This window comes from Corynebacterium auris (genome assembly GCF_030408575.1).
In the GTDB taxonomy this organism is placed as follows: Bacteria; Actinomycetota; Actinomycetes; order Mycobacteriales; family Mycobacteriaceae; genus Corynebacterium; species Corynebacterium auris.
The window spans coordinates 1,827,950-1,848,772 of record NZ_CP047047.1 but is presented as its reverse complement, the minus strand read 5'-3'; the positions used below and the strand labels follow the sequence as shown (position 1 = coordinate 1,848,772).

20 protein-coding genes are annotated in these 20,823 nt (G+C 70.5%); 8 read left to right on the top strand and 12 right to left on the bottom strand.

All coding sequences use genetic code 11. The features are described from left to right. The first annotated feature begins 23 nt into the window (after positions 1-23). The 3 genes from ettA to CAURIS_RS08790 are packed head-to-tail and all read left to right on the top strand — an operon-like array spanning position 24 to position 2,777. Complete coding sequence (ettA, locus tag CAURIS_RS08800) at positions 24-1,694, top strand: energy-dependent translational throttle protein EttA (RefSeq protein WP_290341692.1); 1,671 nt, start codon at positions 24-26, stop codon at positions 1,692-1,694. Between the two features lie 22 nt (positions 1,695-1,716). Beyond that, positions 1,717-2,148 (top strand): acyl-CoA thioesterase, encoded by a 432-nt coding sequence (locus tag CAURIS_RS08795; RefSeq protein WP_290341691.1) that lies wholly within the window; start codon positions 1,717-1,719, stop codon positions 2,146-2,148. Next, positions 2,145-2,777 (top strand): DUF8185 domain-containing protein, encoded by a 633-nt coding sequence (locus CAURIS_RS08790; protein WP_290341690.1) that lies wholly within the window; start codon positions 2,145-2,147, stop codon positions 2,775-2,777. Before CAURIS_RS08795 ends, CAURIS_RS08790 begins: the two co-directional genes overlap by 4 nt. Here the strand turns inward: CAURIS_RS08790 and CAURIS_RS08785 are convergent. The 4 genes from CAURIS_RS08785 to pepN form a co-directional block, all read right to left on the bottom strand. Then, positions 2,774-4,081, bottom strand: a complete 1,308-nt coding sequence (locus CAURIS_RS08785; RefSeq protein ID WP_290341689.1) for a D-arabinono-1,4-lactone oxidase — start codon at positions 4,079-4,081, stop codon at positions 2,774-2,776. The genes CAURIS_RS08790 and CAURIS_RS08785 overlap by 4 nt on opposite strands. After that, on the bottom strand, positions 4,078-5,286 hold the full coding sequence (locus CAURIS_RS08780; protein WP_290341688.1) for an alanine racemase: 1,209 nt from the start codon (positions 5,284-5,286) through the stop codon (positions 4,078-4,080). Before CAURIS_RS08780 ends, CAURIS_RS08785 begins: the two co-directional genes overlap by 4 nt. A gap of 76 nt (positions 5,287-5,362) precedes the next feature. After that, the gene (locus tag CAURIS_RS08775; RefSeq protein WP_290341686.1) at positions 5,363-5,746 is read right to left on the bottom strand and encodes a globin; all 384 of its coding nucleotides are present in this window, start codon (positions 5,744-5,746) and stop codon (positions 5,363-5,365) included. Next, positions 5,743-8,133, bottom strand: coding sequence for an aminopeptidase N (gene pepN, locus CAURIS_RS08770; RefSeq protein ID WP_290341685.1), 2,391 nt, complete (start codon positions 8,131-8,133; stop codon positions 5,743-5,745). Before pepN ends, CAURIS_RS08775 begins: the two co-directional genes overlap by 4 nt. A gap of 53 nt (positions 8,134-8,186) precedes the next feature. Between pepN and CAURIS_RS08765 the strand changes: the two genes are divergently transcribed. Next, on the top strand, positions 8,187-8,801 hold the full coding sequence (locus CAURIS_RS08765; RefSeq protein ID WP_290341684.1) for a DsbA family protein: 615 nt from the start codon (positions 8,187-8,189) through the stop codon (positions 8,799-8,801). Positions 8,802-8,835: 34 nt separating this feature from the next. Next, positions 8,836-9,309, top strand: coding sequence for a ribose-5-phosphate isomerase (locus CAURIS_RS08760; protein ID WP_290341683.1), 474 nt, complete (start codon positions 8,836-8,838; stop codon positions 9,307-9,309). On the opposite strand, the gene CAURIS_RS08755 is transcribed toward CAURIS_RS08760, so the two are convergent. From CAURIS_RS08755 to CAURIS_RS08745, 3 genes are read right to left on the bottom strand one after another with little or no spacing between them, the layout of a single operon-like run. Continuing rightward, positions 9,310-10,431, bottom strand: a complete 1,122-nt coding sequence (locus CAURIS_RS08755) for a glycosyltransferase (RefSeq protein ID WP_290341682.1) — start codon at positions 10,429-10,431, stop codon at positions 9,310-9,312. Beyond that, complete coding sequence (locus tag CAURIS_RS08750) at positions 10,395-11,273, bottom strand: glycosyltransferase family protein (RefSeq protein ID WP_290341681.1); 879 nt, start codon at positions 11,271-11,273, stop codon at positions 10,395-10,397. Before CAURIS_RS08750 ends, CAURIS_RS08755 begins: the two co-directional genes overlap by 37 nt. Next, the gene (locus CAURIS_RS08745) at positions 11,270-12,103 is read right to left on the bottom strand and encodes a WcbI family polysaccharide biosynthesis putative acetyltransferase (RefSeq protein WP_290341680.1); all 834 of its coding nucleotides are present in this window, start codon (positions 12,101-12,103) and stop codon (positions 11,270-11,272) included. The genes CAURIS_RS08750 and CAURIS_RS08745 overlap by 4 nt, the downstream gene beginning before the upstream one ends. 67 nt (positions 12,104-12,170) lie before the next feature. Here CAURIS_RS08745 and CAURIS_RS08740 point away from each other — a divergent pair, with 67 nt between their 5' ends. Genes CAURIS_RS08740 through CAURIS_RS08730 form a run of 3 tightly spaced genes read left to right on the top strand, consistent with a single transcriptional unit; the run spans position 12,171 to position 16,011 of the window. Further along, a complete protein-coding gene (locus CAURIS_RS08740; protein ID WP_290341679.1) occupies positions 12,171-13,145 on the top strand; it encodes a glycosyltransferase in 975 nt (324 codons plus the stop codon). Further along, positions 13,142-14,245, top strand: a complete 1,104-nt coding sequence (locus CAURIS_RS08735) for a glycosyltransferase (protein ID WP_290341678.1) — start codon at positions 13,142-13,144, stop codon at positions 14,243-14,245. The genes CAURIS_RS08740 and CAURIS_RS08735 overlap by 4 nt, the downstream gene beginning before the upstream one ends. After that, positions 14,242-16,011, top strand: a complete 1,770-nt coding sequence (locus tag CAURIS_RS08730) for a glycosyltransferase (RefSeq protein ID WP_290341677.1) — start codon at positions 14,242-14,244, stop codon at positions 16,009-16,011. The genes CAURIS_RS08735 and CAURIS_RS08730 overlap by 4 nt, the downstream gene beginning before the upstream one ends. Here the strand turns inward: CAURIS_RS08730 and CAURIS_RS08725 are convergent. From CAURIS_RS08725 to CAURIS_RS08705, 5 genes are all read right to left on the bottom strand, one after another. Then, complete coding sequence (locus CAURIS_RS08725) at positions 15,996-16,826, bottom strand: aldo/keto reductase (protein ID WP_290341676.1); 831 nt, start codon at positions 16,824-16,826, stop codon at positions 15,996-15,998. The two genes, CAURIS_RS08730 and CAURIS_RS08725, sit on opposite strands and share 16 nt — an antisense overlap. Before the next feature lie 9 nt (positions 16,827-16,835). Continuing rightward, on the bottom strand, positions 16,836-18,197 hold the full coding sequence (locus CAURIS_RS08720; RefSeq protein ID WP_290341675.1) for a cytochrome b/b6 domain-containing protein: 1,362 nt from the start codon (positions 18,195-18,197) through the stop codon (positions 16,836-16,838). A gap of 22 nt (positions 18,198-18,219) precedes the next feature. Further along, entirely contained in the window at positions 18,220-19,170 is a 951-nt protein-coding gene (locus tag CAURIS_RS08715; protein WP_290341674.1) for an electron transfer flavoprotein subunit alpha/FixB family protein, read from the bottom strand. 13 nt (positions 19,171-19,183) lie between these two features. Continuing rightward, the gene (locus CAURIS_RS08710) at positions 19,184-19,957 is read right to left on the bottom strand and encodes an electron transfer flavoprotein subunit beta/FixA family protein (protein WP_290341673.1); all 774 of its coding nucleotides are present in this window, start codon (positions 19,955-19,957) and stop codon (positions 19,184-19,186) included. A 65-nt stretch (positions 19,958-20,022) separates the two neighbouring features. Next, entirely contained in the window at positions 20,023-20,823 is an 801-nt protein-coding gene (locus CAURIS_RS08705; RefSeq protein ID WP_290341672.1) for an enoyl-CoA hydratase-related protein, read from the bottom strand.

Below are 20,823 nucleotides of genomic sequence, written 5' to 3'. Positions count from 1 at the left end.
TTTCGACACAAAGGGGATGACACGTGGCTGAGTTCATCTACACGATGAAAAACGTTCGCAGGGCCATCGGTGACAAAGTTATTTTGGACAACGTCACCATGGCCTTCTACCCGGGCGCCAAGATTGGTGTCGTGGGCCCCAACGGCGCCGGCAAGTCGTCGTTGCTCAAGATCATGGCGGGCATTGACCAGCCCAACAACGGCGAGGCCTTCCTGGACCCGGGGGCGAGCGTCGGCATCCTGCTGCAGGAGCCGCCGCTCAACGAGGAGAAGACCGTCCGCGAAAACGTGGAGGAGGGGCTCGGCGAGATCTTTGAGAAGAAGCAGCGCTTCGAGGAGATCGCCGAGGAGATGGCCACCAACTACTCCGACGAGCTGATGGAGGAGATGGGCAAGCTCCAGGAGGAGCTCGACGCCGCCGACGCCTGGGAGGTCGACTCCAAGATTGAGCAGGCGATGGACGCGCTGCGGTGCCCGCCCGCGGACGAGCCGGTCACCCACCTGTCCGGGGGCGAGCGCCGCCGCGTCGCGCTGGCGAAGCTGCTGCTGCAGGAACCCGACCTGCTGCTTCTCGACGAGCCCACCAACCACCTCGACGCCGAGTCCGTCCTCTGGCTCGAGCGCCACCTGCAGGACTACAAGGGTGCCGTGCTGGCCATTACGCACGACCGCTACTTCCTCGACAACGTCGCGGAGTGGATCTGCGAGGTCGACCGCGGCAAGCTCTACCCCTACGAGGGAAACTACTCGACCTACCTGGAGAAGAAGGCCGAGCGCCTCGAGGTGGCGGGCAAGAAGGACCAGAAGCTGCAGAAGCGCCTGAAGAACGAGCTGGAGTGGGTGCGTTCCTCGCCGAAGGCCCGCCAGGCGAAGAACAAGGCGCGCCTGGAGCGCTACGAGGAGATGGCGGCCGAGGCGGAGCAGTACCGCAAGCTCGACTTCGAGGAGATCCAGATCCCGACGCCGCCGCGCCTGGGCAACAAGGTCGTCGAGGTCGACGACCTGGACAAGGGCTTCGACGGGCGGGTGTTGATCAAGGACCTCTCCTTCACGCTGCCGCGCAACGGCATCGTCGGCGTCATCGGGCCAAACGGCGTGGGCAAGTCCACCCTGTTCAAGACAATTGTCGGCCTGGAGGAGCCGGACGACGGCACGGTGAGCATCGGCGAGACCGTCCAGCTCAGCTACGTGGACCAGAACCGCGAGAACATCGACCCGGAAAAGACGGTCTGGGAGGTCGTCTCCGATGGCCTGGACTACATTCACGTGGGCCAGAACGAGATGCCCTCGCGCGCCTACCTGTCCGCCTTCGGCTTCAAGGGCCCGGACCAGCAGAAGCCGTCGAAGGTGCTCTCCGGCGGTGAGCGCAACCGCCTCAACCTGGCGCTGACTCTGAAGCAGGGCGGCAACCTGATCCTGCTCGACGAGCCGACGAACGACCTCGACGTGGAGACCCTCGGATCGCTGGAAAACGCGCTGCAGAAATTCCCGGGCTGCGCCGTGGTCATCTCCCACGACCGCTGGTTCCTGGACCGCACCTGCACCCACATCCTCGCCTGGGAAGGCAACGTGGAGGAGGGCAAGTGGTTCTGGTTCGAGGGTAACTTCGGGGACTACGAGAAGAACAAGGTTGAGCGACTCGGCGAGGAGGCGGCGAAGCCCTCCCGCGTCACCCACCGCAGGCTGACCCGCTAGGGCCGAACAAGGAGAACACCACATGAGCGACACCGCCGCGTCGAGCAACCTCACCGACGAAGTCACTATCCCCGTGCGCTGGAACGATGTGGACCGCTTCGGCCACATCAACAACATCACCTACATCGAGTACACGCAGGAGGCGCGCATCGCCTTCAGCCAGAAGAACTTCGGGGCCGGTTCCGGCCTGCCCGTGTTCGTGCGCCACATCGAGGCCGACTACCTGCGCCCGGTCATGCCGGATACCACCGAGGTGACGGTGCGCACCGAGGTCATCTCGGTGGGTAACACCTCCTTCACCACCCGCCAGGACATCTTGGACCGCCACGGCAGCGTCTGCTGCAGCGTGACCAGCGTGCTCGTGGTGGTGGATACTTCCACCGCCACCCCGCGCGCGATCACGAAGCGCGAGCTGGGCATCCTCACCCGATCAGGGGGCGAAGACACCGAGTGAGAAAAGAAACGCTCCGCGTCTACCGCGGCGGGGCGGGGCTGACCGCGCTGGTGGGACGGGCCACGGGCCTCGACGCCGCCGCCTCGGCCCGATTCTCGGTGCTGGACGGCATGCTCGTCGACGTCTTCGTCACCACCCCCTTCGACTGCGTCGCGTCGCGGCGCGTCGAAGCGCTCGCCTCCCGCGATGGCGCCGTCGTCGCGGCCTCCGACCTCCTCGAGGCGCTCAATAGCAACCGGGAGGAAGTGGGAACCCCGCGCGACCCGAACTGGCCCGGCGCCCTGCCGCCGAAAGAGGGCTTCGTGGAGCGCGACACCGTCCCGGTCGGGGTGGTGCGCCAGCTGGCGGACGAGGGCCGCGCCCTGACCAGGCAGTTTTCCGGCCCGCTCGGCCCGCCGGCCTCCTTGCTCAACCAGGTGGTGCTGACGGCGGACGCCGGCTCGCCGGACCCGGTTGAGATCCCCATGCGCATGATCTTCACGTGCACCTCGCTCGGTCTCATCCCCGGCTTCGCCGCGCCCGTCGAGGTGCCCCGCCACCTGCGCGTGGCCACGGCGGGGCGCTGGGTGCGCGTCGACGCCCCCTTCGGCAGCGTCTACCACGCCACCTCGCTCGGCCTTTTCACCTAGCCGAACAGGCGGCGCAGGTAGGCGGAGCTGAACCGGCCCTGCGGGTCCATCTCCGCGCGCAGGGCGCAGAACTCGTCGAAACGCGGGTAGAGCTCCGCGAAGTCCTCCCGTCCCAGCGTGTGCATCTTGCCCCAGTGCGGCCGGCCGCCCGCGGCGCGGAAGATCGGCTCCAGGGCGGGGAAGTAGTCTGCGGGGTTCGTCGCCTTGGGCACGTGGAAGGCGATGTACATGGATTCGCGCCCGGTGGACGTCGATAAGGCGACGTCGTCCGCCGCCGTCGAGCGGAGCTCGAGCGGGAAGGGCACGCGCCAGTCCCGGCGGTCGATCTCCGCGCGGATCTCGCGCACGACGTCGGGGCCCGCCTCGAGCGGGACGGCGTACTCCATCTCGTGGAAGCGCACGCGCCGGGGGGTGGAAAAAACCTCGTGGGCGGGGGAACGGTAGCTCGCGGCCCCCATCGCCCCGACCGCGATGCCGTTGAGGAAAGGGGTGGTGGCCGGCGCGATCCGAGAGACCAGGAGCGAGGCCGCGAACGCCCCGTTGCCCACCAGCTCCTCCTCGACGAAGCGGGTGAGGCGGCTGCGCCCCTTCTGCGTCCGGTCGGGTTCCAGGCGCGTGTTGTTTTTCACCATCGCGCGGTCGGTGTGCGGGAACCAGAAGGCCTCGAAGTGGTCGACGGTGCGGGTGCGCTCCTCCCACGTGTTCAGCAGGTCGTCGAGGTCGGCCGTGCCCTCCACGGCGTGCAGGTCGAAGGCGTCGACGCACTGCATCTCCACCTCGACGACGACGCCGAGGGAACCGAGCGACACCGTGACCAGGCGCAGCGCGTCCGGGTCGGCGTCGAGGGAATATTCCCGGAGCTCACCGTTGGCGTCGACAAGCGAAAGCGCGGTGACGGTCCCGGCGAAGCCCGGCCACTCGACGCCGGTGCCGTGGGTGGAGGTGGAGATCACCCCGGCCAGGGACTGGACGTCGATGTCGCCCTGGTTGGCCAGGGCCAGGCCGAAGGGGGCGAGCAGGCGGGGGACGTCGCGAAGCCGCGTGCCCGCGAAGAAGCGCACGCGTTTCGACGCCCGATCCACCCCGACCAGGCCAGAAAGCTTGTCCAGGCTGAGCATGTGCTGCTCGCCCGCCGCGCACGGGGTGAAGGAGTGCCCGCCCCCGACGGGGCGGATGGACTGGCCCGCGGGCAGGTCACGCAGCAGCCCGCAGACCTCCGCGACGGTGGCGGGGTGGTGGAAAGCAACGGGCTTGGTGGCGACGGAGCCCGACCAGTTGGTGAAAGTAGTGCGCGTACGGCTCATCGCAGTGTCCATCCTTTTCCTCGGTAGGTGTCCCAGCGCTCGTGCGATCCGTCGGCGTGAACGGCGACGAGGCCCTCGACGTGTTCTGTCATTTCCCCGGCCTTCGCGTGGCGGAACCAGACCAGCTCCCCGATCCGCAGCGCCGGGGCGCCCGACGGCAGCTTCAGCGGGGTCTGCACCTCGCCGGCGCCCTCCATGGCGGAAAAGCTCAGCCCCGGCGGGTACACGGGGGAGGGCACGCGGTCCGAGGCCGGGGGCCCGGAGGCGATCCAGCCGCCGGAGTTCACCGTCGCCCAGCCGGGCGCGGGCACGCGCGAGACCTGACAGACGAAGAACGCCGCCGGCACGTGGTCGATGTCCGTGAACTCGTCGAAGATGACGGGGGTGTAGAAGCCGGAGCCGGCGGCGAGCTCGGTGAGGGAGTCGTCGCGGGCGCTGACGTCCAGAGAGCCGGTGCCGCCGCCGTTGACGAACTCCAGGTCCGCGACCTCGCGGGCGGCGGCGACGCACTCCGAGCGGCGCGGGGTCAGCTGCTGCATCGAGCGGCCCCGAATCCAGCGCTTGACCGCACCCACCACGCCGGGCTCGCCGTCGGCGACGGAGGCGACCTGCCCCTCGTAGCCCATCAGGCCCACCAGCCTGAGCTGGGGGCGCCGCGCGATCTCCAGCGCCAGATCCCGGGTCTGCTCGGGCGTGCGGATCGGGGAGCGGCGCGAGCCCACCACCGCGCCGGGCAGGTGCAGGGCGCAGTCAATGTCAATGGCCACGCGCACCGGCGCGCCCGCGTCGGCGACGGAGCCGATCAGGTCGAGGTGGTCCGTCGAGTCGACCATCAGGGTGATCCTCTCGCGCAGGCGCTTCTCCCCGGCGATCTGGGCGATTGCGGGCTTGTTCACGCTGGGGTACGCGACGAGGATGTCGCTGAACCCCTCGCCGACCAGCAAGATCGCCTCCGGGGCGCTGTAGGACAGGATGCCGCGGAAGCCCTCGTGGCTCAGCGCGCGGCGCAGCGCGTCCGTGCTGCGCAGCGACTTCGACGCCACGCGGATCGGCACCCCGAGGGTGCGGGCGGCCATCCTCCGCGCGTTGTGGTCGAAGGCGGAGACGTCGAGTACGCCGTAGGGCGCGGTGAGCTCTCCGGCGGCGATGAGCTGGGGGATCGTGTCCAGAAGGACGCGGGCTGGTGTTGTCCGAGCAGTAGACATGGGGTACAGGTTAGTAGCGTTGAACTACGTTGCGGGGGCTTTTCCCGCCCCTTTTCCCGCGTGTTTCCCCGCAGGGCTAGGCCGTGTTGATCATCATGTAGGCCACGCGCTGCATGTGGTTCCACAGCTGCGCGCGCTCGGCGGGGCCGAGCTCCGCCTCCTCGAACTGGTCAAGGGAGCGCCCCATGAGCTCCAGCCACCGCTCCGCCTCGGCCATCCCGATGGAAAAGGGGAAGTGCCGCTTGCGCAGCATGGGACGGCCCCGCTGCTCCTGGAAGGTGTGGGGCCCGCCCCAGTACTGCACGAGGAACCAGCGGAGGCGGTCCTCGGCGCCGGCCCAGTCGTCCGCGGGGTACATCGGCCCGATCAGATCGTCGGTTTTGACCTGCTGGTAGAACCCGTGGACGAGGCGGCGGAAGAAGTCCTCGCCGAGCTGCTCGTAGAGGCTCGGCGGCGTCATCGCGTCTCCGCGGCGGCGTCGACGGCCCGGTTGCGCAGGGCCCGTGCCACGCGGTCCTGGCCTTCGGACACGATGCGGCGCAGCCCACCGGGGATGTCGCGGGCGAGCAGCGCCTCGGCCTGGTCGAGGGCGTCCTGGCTGATGTCCCAGGCGGGGTAGAGCCCCTCCAGGGTGCGCTGCGCCATCTCGTTGGTGAGCTTGTCCCACAGCGTCTCCGCCACCGCGAAGTACTCGCCGGTGAACTCCTCGAGTCCGGTTCGGGTGAAGGTCAGCCCGTCCATGAGGTGCCGGGCTTCGAGGTTGGAGCGCTCGCCGCCGACGACCTCGTCCCACGCCCATCGCTTATCGACGCTCGCCCGCGCGCGCAGCCGGTACAGCGCGGCCTCAGCGGAGGAGTCCTGCACCGCGTCGGCGGCGGAGAGGCCCTCCGCGCCGTTGGCGATGAGGCTGGTCAAGGCGAGCCAGCGTACCTCCTTGTTGGTGGAGTCAGCGGTCAGCCCGCGCAGGTAGTCGACGCTCGCGCTGTTAGGCGTGAGGCGGGCGAGCGCGCGGTCGAAGATGACGGCGGGGGCGGTGCCGCGGAACGCCTCGTTGAGCAGGGTCATGCCCTCGTCCTGCCAGGCGGGGTCCGCGTACTGCTTCACGGCGAGGGTGGCCTGGGAGAGAAGGCGCTCCTGTACGGAGGGCTGGTCCTCGACGGAGCCGAAGCGGGCCACCAGCCGCACGAACTCGCGGGCGGGCAGCTGGCCGTCGCGCACGGATTCCCAGATGCTGGACCAGCACAGGGTGCGCGCCAGGGGGTCCTCGATGGCGCCGAGGTTGTCCAGCACGAAACGCTGGTGATCGGGTGTGAGGCCCAAGAGGCAGTAGGTGAGGTCGCGGTCGTTGACGAGGGCCAAGTCGTGGCCAATCCCGGCGAGCTCGGGGATCTCGGTGCGCTCGCCCTCGATGTCGACCTCGAGGGAGTGGGTGCGCGTGACGCGGCCGTCGATAAGCGAATAAAGGCCCACGCCGACGCGGTGGGTGCGCAGGACGGCGGAGTCCTGGACCACCGTGAAGCTCTCGGGGGTGATCTCGGGGCGAAGGCGCGAAACTCCGGTGGTGCGCAGCCACTGCTCGGACCAGTCGGACAGGTCGCGGCCGGAGGACTTCTCCAGCGCGGAGAGCAGGTCCGCGAACGTGGCGTTGGCGAAGGCGTGGTTGCGGAAGTGCTCGCGCACCCCTGCGAAGAACTCGTCGCGGCCCACGTAAGCCTGCAGCTGCTTGAGCACGGAGGCGCCCTTGGCGTAGGTGATGCCGTCGAAGTTCTGCTCCGCCGTCTCGATGTCGGGCGCGTCGGCGGCGATCGGGTGCGTCGAGGGCAGCTGGTCCTGGGAGTAGGCCCAGGCCTTCTCCACGGCCGCGAAGGTGACCCACGCGTTCGCGTACTCGCCGATCTCCGTTTGCGCGATGGCAGCCGACCAGGTGGCGAAGGACTCGTTGAGCCACAGGTCGTCCCACCACTGCATGGTCACGAGGTCGCCGAACCACATGTGCGCCATTTCGTGCAGGATGGTGTCGTTGCGCCGCTCCACGCGGTGCGGGGTGGGCTCGGACGTGAATACGTACTCGTCGCGGAAGGTCACCGCCCCCGCGTTTTCCATCGCGCCCATGTTGTACTCGGGGCAGAAGATCTGGTCGTACTTGCCAAAGGGGTAGGGCAGGCCGAAGTTGGCGTGGTAGTAGGCGAAGCCCTCCTTCGTCTGGCGGAACAGGCGCTCGGCGTCGAGGTGCTCGATGAGCGAGGCGCGCGCGTACAGGCCCAGCTCGATCCGCTTCTGGCCGTCCTCGAAGACGTCGGTGACGTGCTCGTACTCGCCGGCGCAGATGGCGATGAGGTACGTCGACAGCGTGTAGTCGATCTCGCAGGACCAGGTGTTGCCCTCGCGGGTGGCCTTCTCGTTGAGCACCACCACGTAGTCCTCCGGCGCCGTGACGGACACCGAGTACGTGGCCTTGATGTCCGGCTGGTCGAAGCAGGCGAAGACCTTCATCGCCATCGCGGGCTCGAACTGGGTGTACAGGTACTCCTTGTTGTCCGCCGGGTCGACGAAGCGGTGCAGGCCCTCGCCGGTGCGGCTGTAGGTGACCGTCGCGTCGACCACCAGCTCGTGTTCGCCCGCCGTCAGGTCGAGCCCGCGCCCCTCGAGGGGGGCACCGTCGAGGGTGGCCTCGAAGCTGTCGGCGACGAGGTCGAAGAAGGTGCGCCCCTCCTTCGAGGTGAAGTTCACCGTGGTACGGGAGGTAAAGGTCTCCGCGGCGGTGACGTCGACCTCGATGGTGTAGTGGACGTCCTTGATCAGGTCCGCGCGTTCGCGCGCGTCGGTACGCTTCAGATTTGTTTTCATGCCCTCCAATCTACTCGGCCTACTCGGTGCGAAATTTAGTTAGTGTGGGGTGCATGAGCGAAAAAGTTACTTTTTGGTTTGACGCTGCCTGCCCCTTCTGCTGGCAGACCTCCCGCTGGATTAAGGAAGTAGAAAAGGTCCGCGACATCGAGGTCGAGTGGATTCCGATGTCGCTGTCCGTCCTCAACGAGGGCGCGGACATTCCCGAGGAGTACGCGAAGGCGATGGAGGCCAACTGGGGCCCCGCCCGCGTGTTTGCGAAGGTGAAGCAGGAAAAGCCCGAGGCCGTCGACGAGCTGTACACCATCATGGGCACCGCGATCCACCCCGGTGGCAACGGCGCCCGCAAGGGCTACGGCGCCTACGACGACATCATCGCCACCGCGCTCGACGAGGCCGGCCTGCCCGCGACCTACGCCGAGGTGGCCAATAACGAGGAGGCCGACGACCTGCTGCGCGGCTACCACGCCACCGCCATGGACGCGGTCGGCGATGAGGTGGGCACCCCCGTGATCAAGCTGGGGGACGCCGCCTTCTTCGGCCCCGTGATCACGCGCGTTCCCACCGGGGAGGAGGCGGGCAAGCTTTTCGACGCCTCCGTGGGCGTGGCCAGCTACCCCTACTTCTTCGAGCTGAAGCGCTCGCGCACCGAAGCCCCGCAGGTCTAGGGCCGCACAGGTTGAGGGCGCTACAGTAGGGCGCATGCGTATTTACCTTGGAGCGGACCACGCCGGATTCGAGCGCAAGAACCAGATCGCCGACCACCTGACGGCTCAGGGCCACGAGGTGGTCGACTGCGGCGCCTTCGAGTACGACGCCGCCGACGATTACCCGGCATTTTGCATCGCGGCGGCGGAAAAAACCGTCGCCGACCCGGGCTCCCTCGGCATTGTTCTGGGCGGCTCCGGCAACGGCGAGCAGATCGCCGCGAACAAGGTCCCAGGGGCGCGCTGCGCCCTCGCGTGGTCGGAAGAAACCGCGCGTCTCGCCCGCGAGCACAACAACGCGCAGCTCATCGGAATTGGCGGGCGCATGCACTCCGAACAGGAGGCGCTTCGCATCGTGGATGCCTTCGTTTCCCAGCCGTGGAGCGGGGAAGAGCGCCACCAGCGTCGCATTGATATCCTCGCCCGCTACGAGGAGACCGGCACGGCCCCGCAGGTTCCGGGAGCCTAGCTACCACCCGCCGAACAGGCGCTCGAGACGCTGCGGGGCCTCCAGGAGCTTCAGCCCGAGCAGCTCGCCGCGGGTGCGTTCGGCGGGCTGCGTCAGCGCCCGCGCCCTCGCGGTCACCACGCGCGTGCCGTCGGCGCACACGAGGTGCCGGTCGGTGACGCGGCGGTAGAACGTCTCGGGCTCAGACAGGGCCCACGGTCGGCGCAGCTCCACGCGGATCCTCTCGCCGCGCGGCGGGCCCGCGCTCACGCGCGCGTCTGAGGAAAACAGCTCGGGCACCTCGGGGACGTACACGTGGGCGTCGGCAAGCAGCCACGAGGCGATGACGGCCTCGCTGACCCCGGGCTCGTGGAACCCTGGCGCGACGACGGCCACGTCCGCAGCGTCGAAGGCGACGCCCCGCGGCCGCGCGATGGGGTGGGTGATGCGGTGGGCGAGCGCGACAGACTCCGCGTTCTTGACCTGCCACGCGTCGTCGCCGCGGGCGCCGTAGTCGGGTTCCGGGTGCACGGCGCGGGCCGCGGGCTCGTGGACGAACTGCGCGCCGGCGTTCCAGGTGCGCCACCCGAACTCCCAGTCCTCGCCGCCGTAGCCGACGAGGCTGGCGTCGAAGCCGCCGACGTGCCGAAAGAAGCGCGCCGAGCACGTCAGCACCGCCGAAATGATGTAGCGCCACGAGGTGGAATCGGCGCGCGAGAGATCCCCGGTGCGCGACCACGCCTGCCTGAGCCAGCCCGGTTCCTCCCGCTCGGGCCCGGTCAGGCGGCTGCCCACCACCAGCGCGCGGCGGTTGCGCTGGATGTGCGGCACCACCGCCCGCAGGTAGCCGGGCTCGGGCAGCGTGTCGCCGTCGAGGAAGGCCAGCACCTCGCCCGTGGCGGCGCGCGCGCCCAGGTTGCGCGCCGCCGCCGCGCGGAAGCCCCGGTCCTCCTGGGCCACAACCGTGACCCCCGCGGGGGCGGGCAGCTGCTCGGAGCCGTCGTCGGCGACGACGATCTCCACCGCACCCTCGTAGTCCTGCGCCCGCACCGCCGCGATCACGCGGGCGAGCATCCCGTGGTTGTTGTAGTGCGGGATGATCACGCTCACATCAGGCCACACGCCGCCCACTCCCTTAGCCACGCTGCGGCGACCTCGGCCCACCCGTAGGCGGGCGGGTCCACCGCGCGTGGCTCGAACGCGTCCACGGCCCCGCGCCACGCCCCGTTTGGCACGAGCGTGATCCGGCCCGGCAGCCAGCGGTCGATCTCGCGCGTGTAGGCCGAGTCGCTGGCCAGCACCGTGCGCCCGGCGCCGAGCCACGTCATGAGCGAGCCGGAGGCGGAGAAGTGGCGGTGGGCGCACACCGGGACCTGCGTGCGGCCGATCTCCCGGGCGAGCTGCTCGTCGCTGAGCCACCCGGTGATGTCGGCGTCGCGCGAAAGGCCCGCCGCCCACTCTTCGTGGCCCGGTGAGACGGCGCCCAGAAAGCGCAGCCGGTAGCCGCTGCCGCGCAGCGCGGCGATGAGGTCCTCGTGGCCCTTGCCGGGATAGAGGAAGCCCAGGATGCCCACGGTGCCCGGCTCCGGGTCGAAGGCGGCGCGGATCCGGGGGATGGGCAGGCGGATCACGGAGACCGGTGTGTCAAAGAAGGAGGCCTCGTGCTCCGAGTTGACCACCGCGAGGGTCGCGGCGGCGGCGAGGCGCCGGTAGGCGGGTGCGCGCCGGGCGAAGCGGGCCGCGCCCTCCTCCGGCTGGGGGACGTCGTGCAGGCTGAGAGAGAAATCCCGGCCGCCGAGGGCGCTGAGAAGGGCGTCGACGGCGGCGCCGGGGGTGGGGCCGAATAGGTGATCGGTGAAGGTGACGTGGACCGGCCCCGCCGGCAGCTGGTCGAGGCCGCACGTGGCGGCGCCGACCTCGCGGGCGAGGCGGGAGGCGTAGGCGGTGACCCCGTGGCCGGGCGGGCCGACGATGAGGTGTTTCATGCGCTCAGCCCCAGCGTGGCCAGGCGCTCAGCGTGGCGGCGTAGCCCGTGCGCGACGAGGCGGGGGCGGGCGCGGTAAAACTCCAGCTGGCGTGCGGCGATGTCCTCGCCCGGGCGGGGCTGCCAGCCCTCTCTACCGGCGACGCGCACGCCGAGGGCATCGGCGGCGGCCGGATCGACGGGGGCGTCGAGGCCGCCGAGCATTTCGTAGTCCGGCGGCGTCACCCGGCCGCCCAGGCCCAGCTCGGCGAGCACGGCGTCGGCGGCGACCGCGAGGGTGGCGTTGTCGGGGTGGTTCACGGTGTGCCACACCGGGGCGCTGTCTAGGTGGGGGGAGACCTCCACAGTGCCGTGGTGCTTCTCGCGGGCGCGCATCTGGCCGACGGACAGCGCTGCGGCGCGGCGCAGCGCCGAGGCGGAGGGGGTGACGCAGACAGGCGCGTCGAGCCCGCGCGCGGCGGCGGCGAGGAGGCGCAGGTCGTGGTAGGGAACGACCGGGGGGTTGAGCGAGGGATCGTCCGGATCGCGGATGATCGCCTGGTACGGCATGAGGCCGTCGTAACGCAGGACGGGCACGAGCACGTGCCGGGCGCCGCGCGGCAGCAGTGAGCGCATCTGCGCGGCGCCGACGGGCAGGCCGCGGTAGCCCTCGCGGATCGGCTGGCTGACTAGGACGTCGGTGCGCGAAAGGAGCTCGGTGAACCAGCCCATGTCCGCCGCGGTGAGCTCGTGCACGGGCGTGATGCGCTGCGAGTCGAAGTGGCCGGTGCTCATCAGCAGCTTGCGCGTCGACTCCGCCTGGCAGTTTCCCACGACAGTCAGGGTGGTCATGGGGGCCAATCTAGCAACCGCCCCAGCCCCCCGAACGGTCGGATGCGGAAATGTTTATATTGGTGTGGTGGTTTCCCGGGAGAAGCAGGAGAAGAACGTGCGGGTGCTGGCGGTGCCGGCCGAGCACCCGTACACGCGCGCGGTGCGTCCCGCCAACGTGGAGTACCTGCCCGACCCGGACATCGACGGCCACTGGTGGCCCCACCCGGCCCTCGAGGCGTCCTTTTGGCGCCGTCCCGTCGACGCCGACCTTCTACATATCCACTTCGGCTTCGAGCACCGCAGCCCGGCGCAGATCGCCGAGCTCCTCCGCGCCGTCCCGATCCCCTTGGTCGTTACCGTCCACGACCTCGAGAACCCGCACCTGAACTCCGCGGCGCAGCAGGCCGAGCACCGCGAGCGCCTGCGCCTGCTCGTCGGCGCCGCGGACGCGGTGATCACCCTCACCGACTGCGCCGCGCGGCAGCTGCGCGGGGAGTACGGGGTGGAAAACGTCCACGTCATCGCGCACCCTGACCTCGTGCCCGCAGGCACGCGCGCGAGCCACGGGGGCGGGGCCGGGGTGTTTGTGAAATCCCTGCGCGCCAACGTCGTCGCAGACCCCGGCTTCTACCGCGAGGTGGCCCGCCGCGTCCCGCTGCGCGTGTGGGTGCACGACGTGGACAAGACGCGCGAGCTTTGCGACGCCCTGTCCGGCGCCCCGGGAATCAACCTGATCACCCACGACAGGATGGACGATGCCGCCCTCCACCGCGCCGTCGGGTCCCTCGACGCGTGCCTGCTGCCCTACACGCGCGGGACCCATTCCGGTTGGCTGGAGATGTGCCGCGGCCTGGGCACCAGCGTTGCCGCCCCGGCCATCGGCTGCTACGCCGACCAGGCGGACGTGGCCGGGGCGCTTGAAACCTACGCGGTGGGTGACGGCGCGGCGGCGGGGGAAGCCGTCGAAAAGCTACTTGCTCGTGGCCCCGTGCCTTACGGCGGCGGGAGCCGTGATGCTGCCGCCGCGCACGCCGCGGTGTACCGCGAGGTCCTGCGATGACGGCGACGCTGTCCGCCGGCGCAGCCACCGCCAGCGGGGGAGGGCTGCGCGTCGCCTTCGTCGCCCCGGCCCGCTACCCCGTGCGCGAGCCCTTCGCCGGCGGGCTCGAGGCGTTTTGCCATACCATCGTCGAGGCGCTGCGCGGGGCCGGCCACCACGTCGACTTCTACGCAGCCCGCGGCTCCGACGGCAACGTCGAGGCCTTCGAACTGCCGGGCGTGGACTGGGGAGCCGACGCCGACAAGGCCACGGACACGACCTACCCGCCGGGCGCGCAGGAGCGCGAAAACGCCGCGTTCGCGCGGCTGCGCCGGCACCTCGTGGACGCCCGCTACGACGTCGTGCACAACAACAGCCTCAACCCGTACATGTTCGCCGGCGCCCACAGCCCGGAGCCGCTGCCCATGGTGACCACCCTGCATACACCCGAGCTCCCCGAGCTGAAACAGGCGATCCTGGCGGCGGGGACGCTGGCCGGCCGGTTCGCCGCCGTCAGCCCCACCACGGCGCGGATGTGGACGATCCCGCACCACATCAGCGTCATCCCCAACGGCGTCAACGTCCACGCGTGGCGCCCCGGGCCCGGCGGCGGCCCGGCTGTGTGGTTCGGCAGGCTCGTGCCCGAAAAGGGCGCCCACCTCGCCATGGAGGCATGCCGCCAGCTCGGGCTGCCGCTGCTGGTGGCCGGGCGCGCCGGGGATCACGCCTACTTCCGGCGCGAGATCGCCCCGCGCCTTGACGCCCACCACGCCCGCTGGCTCGGCGAACTGCCCCATTCACGGCTGCGTGCGCTCGTCGGCAGCTGCGCCGTCAGCCTCGCCACGCCACGCTGGGAGGAGCCCTTCGGGCTGGTGGCCTTCGAGTCCATGGCCTGCGGCACGCCCGTCGCGGCCTTCGCGCGCGGCGGCATGGGCGAGCTTCTGCGCGGGGGGCCGGCCGCGCTGGCCGAGCCCGACGACGTGGGCTCGCTCGCCCAGGCCGTGCGCGCGGCGCTGCACATCAGCCGCGCCGAGGTGCGCGACTGGGTGGTGAAGAACTACAGCCTGAACCGCACCGCGCGGCGCTACGTCTCGCTCTACAGGGAGGTAGCTCTCAGATGACACGCCCCATCGGCATCTACGCCCACCACCACGGCTCGGGCCACATGCACCGCTGCCGCGAAATCCAGCGCGAGCTCGCGCAGCTCGGGCACAAGGCGGTGATTGTGTCCACACACCCGGACGCCGACGTGCTGTTGCCCGACGACGCCGGCGCCGCCGCCCCCGGCCGGAGCATGACCGCAGGCGGCACCCTCCACTACGCGCCCGCTGGGGGTCGCGGCCTGCGCGAACGCGCAGCGGAGCTGACGCGCTGGATCCGGGACAATGACCCGGCGGCCTTCTACGTCGACGTGTCGGTGGAGGTCGCGCTGATCGTCCGCCTCGCCGGCGTGCCCGTAGTCACCCTCGCTATGCCCGGGGTGCGCGACGACCCCGCCCACCAGCTCGCCTACCGGCAGGCCGAGGCCATCGTGGCGGCGTGGCCCTCGTGGGTGCCGCTGCCGCCCCAGCTGCACGCCCACGCCGCGCGCGTGCACCCGGTCGGGGGGATCTCCCGGCTGCGCGCTGCCCCCGGGATAAGCCGGGACCCGAAGAGCGTAGTGGTCATGGCGGGACAGGGCGGGTCAACCTGGGAGGAGGCGGATTGGGACGAGGTAGAGCGCGCCTGCCCCGACTACCGCTTCACCTTCCTCACCGGGGAAAACCGCGTGTCCGACCCGACGGCAGCGCTCGCCGGGGCTGGCGTCGCCGTCATCGCGGCGGGCCAAAACTCCGTGGCCGACGTCGCCGCCGTGGGCACACCGGCCGTCGTCCTGCCGCAGCCGCGGCCCTTCGCCGAGCAGCACGCCACCGCGCTCGTGCTGGGCGATGCCGGCCTCGCCGCCGTCGCCGACGAGTTCCCAGACCCGCAGCACTGGCCGCGCCTGCTGCACGCGGCGGCGAGGGCAGGGGCCGACTGGTCGCGCTGGGAAACGGAGGGCGCCGCGCGCCGGGCAGCGGAGGTTATCGTGGCCGCGGCCACCCGGACCGCCCCGCCAGAGGTAGCGGTGCTGTCCCTGTCCGACGCCAACCGCGCGGCGCACCTGGCCAACCAGGTCAACCTTTTGCCCCAGGGGGTCAGCCACATCACCGCTGCCCTCGACCGCCCCGAGGCGTTGGCGCGGGCGGTGCCCGCCAGCCACGTCGTCGGGGCGCCCGGGCGCAACCTCGCGGCCGCGCGCAACCTCGCCGCCCGTACCGCGATCAGCCGCGGCGCCGAGGTACTGATCTTCCTCGACGCCGACTGCGTCGCCTCCGCCGACTTGGTCACCTACTACCTGGAGGCGCTGGGACGCCACCCTGACGCCGTCGTCGCGGGACCCGTGACCTACATGGCGCCCGGCGAGCTGCGCACCACGAACCCCGACCCGCACCCCGCGCGGCCCAATCCGCCCGCCGGGCAGACCCTCCCCGCGCGGGACTACGACCTGTTCTGGTCCCTCTCCTTCGCCACCACCGCCGCGACCTGGGGGCGCATCGAGGAGCTCTTCGGCGGCTTCGACGAAGGCTTTTCGGGCTACGGCGGCGAGGACACCGACTTCGCGCGCAACCTACGCGCGCACGGCATCGGCCTGTACTGGGTGGGCGGGGCGCACGCCTACCACCAGTGGCACGAGGTGTCCGCCCCGCCGTGGGAGCACCTCGATGACATCCTGGCCAACAGCGCCCGCTTCCACTCCAAGTGGGGGCAGTGGCCGATGGAGGGCTGGTTGCGCGCCTTCGCCGATGCCGGGGCCATCGAGCTTATCGACGGCACATGGTGCCGCCCCGGTCACTCCTCCTCGTAGCGGGCGGGGTGCGGGCCCTTCCGCCCGGCGGCCCCCTGGTCGAGCGCGTTGAGCCGCTCCATCTCCTGCTGCGTCAGCTCGATGTCGAGCGAGGCGAGGTTCTCGCGCATCCGCTCGGGCCGGGACGTCTTGGGGAAGACGATGACGTTGTTGTTCACGTGCCAGCGCAGCACCACCTGCGCCGGGCTGACCCCGTGCGCCCGGGCGATGTCGGCGACCTCGCTCAGCTCCGCCGGGTTGTAGTAGCCGCCGCCGAGCGGGCCCCATCCCTCGATGGCGATGCCCCGGGCTCTCATGGCGTTGCGCTCCGCCCAGTTCTGGAACAACGGGTGCAGCTCCACCTGGTTCACGGCCGGCGCCACGCCCGTCTCGGCCTCGAGCCGGTCCAGGTGCTCCAGCTCGAAGTTGGACACGCCGATGGAGGTGGCCAGCCCTTCGGCACGCAGCTGGACGAGGGACTCCCACGCCTCGACGTAGCGGTCCTGCGCGGGCCGGGGCCAGTGAATGAGGTAGAGGTCCACCCGGTCCAGCTGGAGCTTGTCCAAAGAGCGCGCGAGGGCACCGGGGGCGTCGCGGTGACTGTCGTTCCACAGCTTCGTGGTCACGTACAGCTCCTCGCGCTTCACACCGGTGGCGGCGAGGGCGCGGCCGACGCCTTCTTCGTTGTGGTAGATGTGCGCAGTGTCGAAGTGGCGGTAGCCGGCCTCGAGGGCGGCCTCCACGCTGCGTTGAGCCTCGGCGGGGTCGACCCGGCACAGGCCGTAGCCGAGTTGGGGGATCGATGTGGCGTCGTTAAGCGAAATGCGGGGTACCATGCGACCACGTTAGCGGTTGGACACCGTGCCCGTCAGGCGCGCGAGCGGGGCGGCGACGGCAGGGCGGGCGGCCCACAGGCCGAGGCCGATGACCGCCACGGCGAGGAGAAAAACCAGCGTGCCGGTCCAGTCGGTGGCGTAGGTGGCCGGGTCGACGTCCCCGCGGGCGGCGAACATCGCGTTGAGGTTGCGGCGCAGGCCGGTCGCGGCCACCAGGGCGACGTGGACGATGATGAAGGCCACGAAGAAGAGCATCGTGGGAAAGTGCAGCGACCGCGCGGTCCGGAGCGAAATGAACGTCCAGTTCTTCGGCCACCAGGGGCTCATGCGCAGGCCGGAGAGGGCGGCGATGGGGCTGGCGATGAAGACGACGGTGAAGTAGGTCAGCTCCTGCAGCGCGTTGTAGTGCACCCACGCGTTTTCCACCGGCCAGTCGAGGGAGAGGAACTGCAGGCCGGCGGAGACGGCGTTGGGGATGACCTCCCAGCTCGTTGGCACCACGCGCATCCATTGGCCGGTGGAAAACAGCAGGATGTAGAAGATCGCGCCGAGGGTGAGCCAGGCGATGTCCAGCATGAGGTGCATCCACAGCGTCAGCGAGATCTTCGCCCGCGGGTTGCGCTTCGGCGCCCAGTAGGCCGCCGGCCTTCGCTCGCGGCGCACCCGCAGGCCGGTGGTGATGATGAGCGCCATGAGGAACATGTTGAAAAAGTGCGCCCAGTTCAGCCACGCGGGCAGTCCCACGGGAGCGTTGTCGGGCAGCGGTTGCACGCCGTCGTAGCGCGCGAGGAACTGCGCGCCGGCCTCCGAGCCCACGAAGAAGCGGGCGAGGACGGCGGCCAAGCCGAACGCGAAGACGAGGGCCGCGAAGCCGCCGATCCACCGCGCGGCGCGCGAGCCTTCGCGGAAGGCAGCTCGCTTAGCGACGCCCTCCGCCCGCGTCGACGCAGCTGCCGGCTGCTTTTCCGTCGGCTGCGGTTCCTCCGGGGTGTCCACGAGGGCCGGTGCCGGTGCTTCGTCCTGTACCGGTGGTGCCGGTACGAGCGCTTCGGCGGCCGGGGGGAAGGGGCGCCCGCCGGGCACGCGGGGCAGCCCGCGGCGCAGCGCGACGGCGACAAGGTCGTCTGCTTCCTGTACCGGTGCTTCGTCCTGTACCGGTGGTGCCGGTACGAGCGCTTCGGCGGCCGGGGGGAAGGGGTGCCCGCCGGGCACGCGGGGCAGCCCGCGGCGCAGCGCGACGGCGACAAGGTCGTCTGCTTCCGGCTCGGCGGTGTGAACAGCCGGGCCGTCAAGCTCGACGGTTGTGCCGGCGGGGGGCCAGGCCTGCCCGCCGACGAGGCGGGGGAGACCGCGACGGAGAGTGACCTGCACGTCAGGTAAGTCCTTTGCGTAACTAGCGGGAGTCGGTTTTGCGGGAATCCAGCTCGGCGATGAGCTGGGGGACGAAGTCGAAGATGTCGCCGACGACTCCGAAGTCCGCGATTTCGAAGATCGGGGCGTCGGGGTCGTTGTTCACGGCGACGATGGTGTCGGCAGTTTGCATGCCCACCAGGTGCTGCACGGCGCCCGAGATGCCGAGGCCGATGTAGAGCTTGGGGCTGACCAACACGCCGGTCTGGCCGATCTGCGCCTCGTAGGGCACCTGGCCTTCGTCGACGGCGGAGCGGGTGGCGCCCACCGCGGCGCCGAGGCTGTCGGCGAGGCCGCCGACGAGCTCCTCGAAGGTGTCGGCGTCGCCGAGGGAGACTCCGCCGGCGACGACCTTGTCGGCGGTGGCCAGGTCGGGGCGCGGCGAGGTGCGCTCAATCGGCGTCACCTTCGTCACGGTGGGGGCACGTCGGCCGCTGTCTGCCACGGCGAGTTCCTCCACGGACAGCGCAGCGGGGTCGACGGCCTCCGCGCGGGCGTCGACGGAACCAGCGCGGAGGGTCACCACGGGCGCGGAGTGGGTTGCGGCGGCGACACTGGTGTAGGCCCCGCCGTAGTTCGAGTGGTCCGTCACCACGCCCTCGGCGTCGCGGCGTAGGCCGACCGCGTCGGTCAGCAGCGCCTTGCGGCGGCGGACGGCGAAGCGTGCGGCGGCGTCGCGCCCGGTCACCGTGTGGGACAGGACAACGGCAGCTGGGTAGATGTGGTCGAAGGCCGCCTCGATGGCGTCGACAAGCCCGGTGCCCTCGTCAGCCACGAGGACGCGCGCCGCGCCAAGCTGGCCGAGCTCGGCGGCGCTGCCCTGTGAGGTGGTCAGCGCGACGGGCGTGCCGATGGCACTGGCGGCGCCGATCAGCTCGGCAGCCGCGTGCGCTGGTTCGGCGACGACGAGGACGTAGGTGCTGGGGTTAGTCATGCGTCGCTCCTTACTAGATGAGGCCCTTGGCCTGCAGGAAGTCCGCGAGCTTGCCCGCGGCCTCGGACGTGCCGTCGATGATTTCGCCGCGTTCGCGGGCAGGGCGGCGGTCAATGCTTACCATGATGGACCGCGCCCGCGACCAGTCCTCGGCGTCGACGCCGAGGTCGGCGAGGGTGAGGGTATTCAGCTCTTTCTTCTTCGCCGCCATGAGCCCCTTGAAGTTGGGGAAGCGGGCGTCGGGGAACTCGTCGGAGACCGCGACGACCGCGGGAAGCGCGGCCTCCAGCTCGACGATGGTGCCGTCCCCGGCCTGGGTGGCGCGCACCGTGGAGCCCTCGATCTCGAGGTCGGTGAGGTTGGTCAGAGCCGGGTAGTCGAGCAGCTCGCCGATCAGCGAGGCCATCACCCCGCCGCCCCCGTCGGAGGAGACGCTGCCCGCAACGACCAGGTCGTAGCCGTTCGCGCGGATCGCCGCCGCCAAAGCCTCGGCGGTCAGCGTCACGTCGGCGCCGATCAAGGCGTCGTCGGAGATGATGTGAGCCTCTGCTGCACCCATCGCGATGGCCTTGCGCACGCTGTCCGCCACGGACTCCGGGCCGACGCTGATGACCTCGACGGTCGAGCCCTCGTTCTTCTCCGCGATGCGCAGCGCAGCCTCGACGGCGCGCTCGCCGACCTCGTCCGCAACGACGTCCCCGGAGCGCACGGTGAGACCGGTCTCCAGGTTCATCTCGCGGTCGCTGTAGGTATCCGGGACTTCCTTCAGCAGCACGGCTATGCGCATCGCGGTTCCTTTCGCATTCGCTTGACGACGCCGACCAAGTCTACCGCCACCCCCGGACACCGCCCCTAATCGGGGAAGCGCGCTGTGCGACGCTCGCGGAAGGCGGACACCCCTTCCTTGTGCTCGGCGGTGCCCAGCAGGCGGGTTTGGATCTGCGCTTCACAGGCCAGCGCATCAGGCAGCGCGCTGAGGCTGGCCCGGTTCACCGCGGCCTTCGCCCGCCCGAGAGCCTCACGCGGTGAGCTGTGGAAACCGAGCGCTATCTCACGCGCCCGCTTGAGAGCGACGGGTGCGGTTTCCGCGACAAGGCCGAAGGCGCGGGCGTCCTCGGCGGGGATGCGCGTGTGCAGAAGCGTCATCGCCATCGCCCGGTGGCGGCCGATCGAGGCGGCCAGGGTGGCCGCCGCCCCGCCGTCGGGGATGAGCCCGATCGCGGTGAATGGAATGGTGAAAAACGCCTTCTCCCCGGCGACGATGATGTCGGCGAGGAAGGCCACCGAGGCGCCGATGCCGGCGCACGCGCCCTCCACCGCGGCGATGACGGGCACGGGGGAGCGCGTAATGGCGGTGGCCATGTAGGCGATCTCGTCCATCGTCTCCACCACGCCCATCTCGACCGGGGCGCCGGGGTCCGAGAACGAGTCGATGTCCATGCCGGAGCTAAAGGCGGTGTCGTCGCCGGTAATGATGACGGCGCGGATCGCGGCGTCATTGCCCGCCGCGCGAATGAGGTCCCCGATCGCCTTGTACGATTCCGGCTCGAGCGCGCCCCGTTTGGCGGGGTTGACGATTGTGATGGTCAGCGTCGATTCCTCGACCGCGGCGGAGATGACGCCGCGGGCGAACCGGGTGAGCGAGGCGTTCAT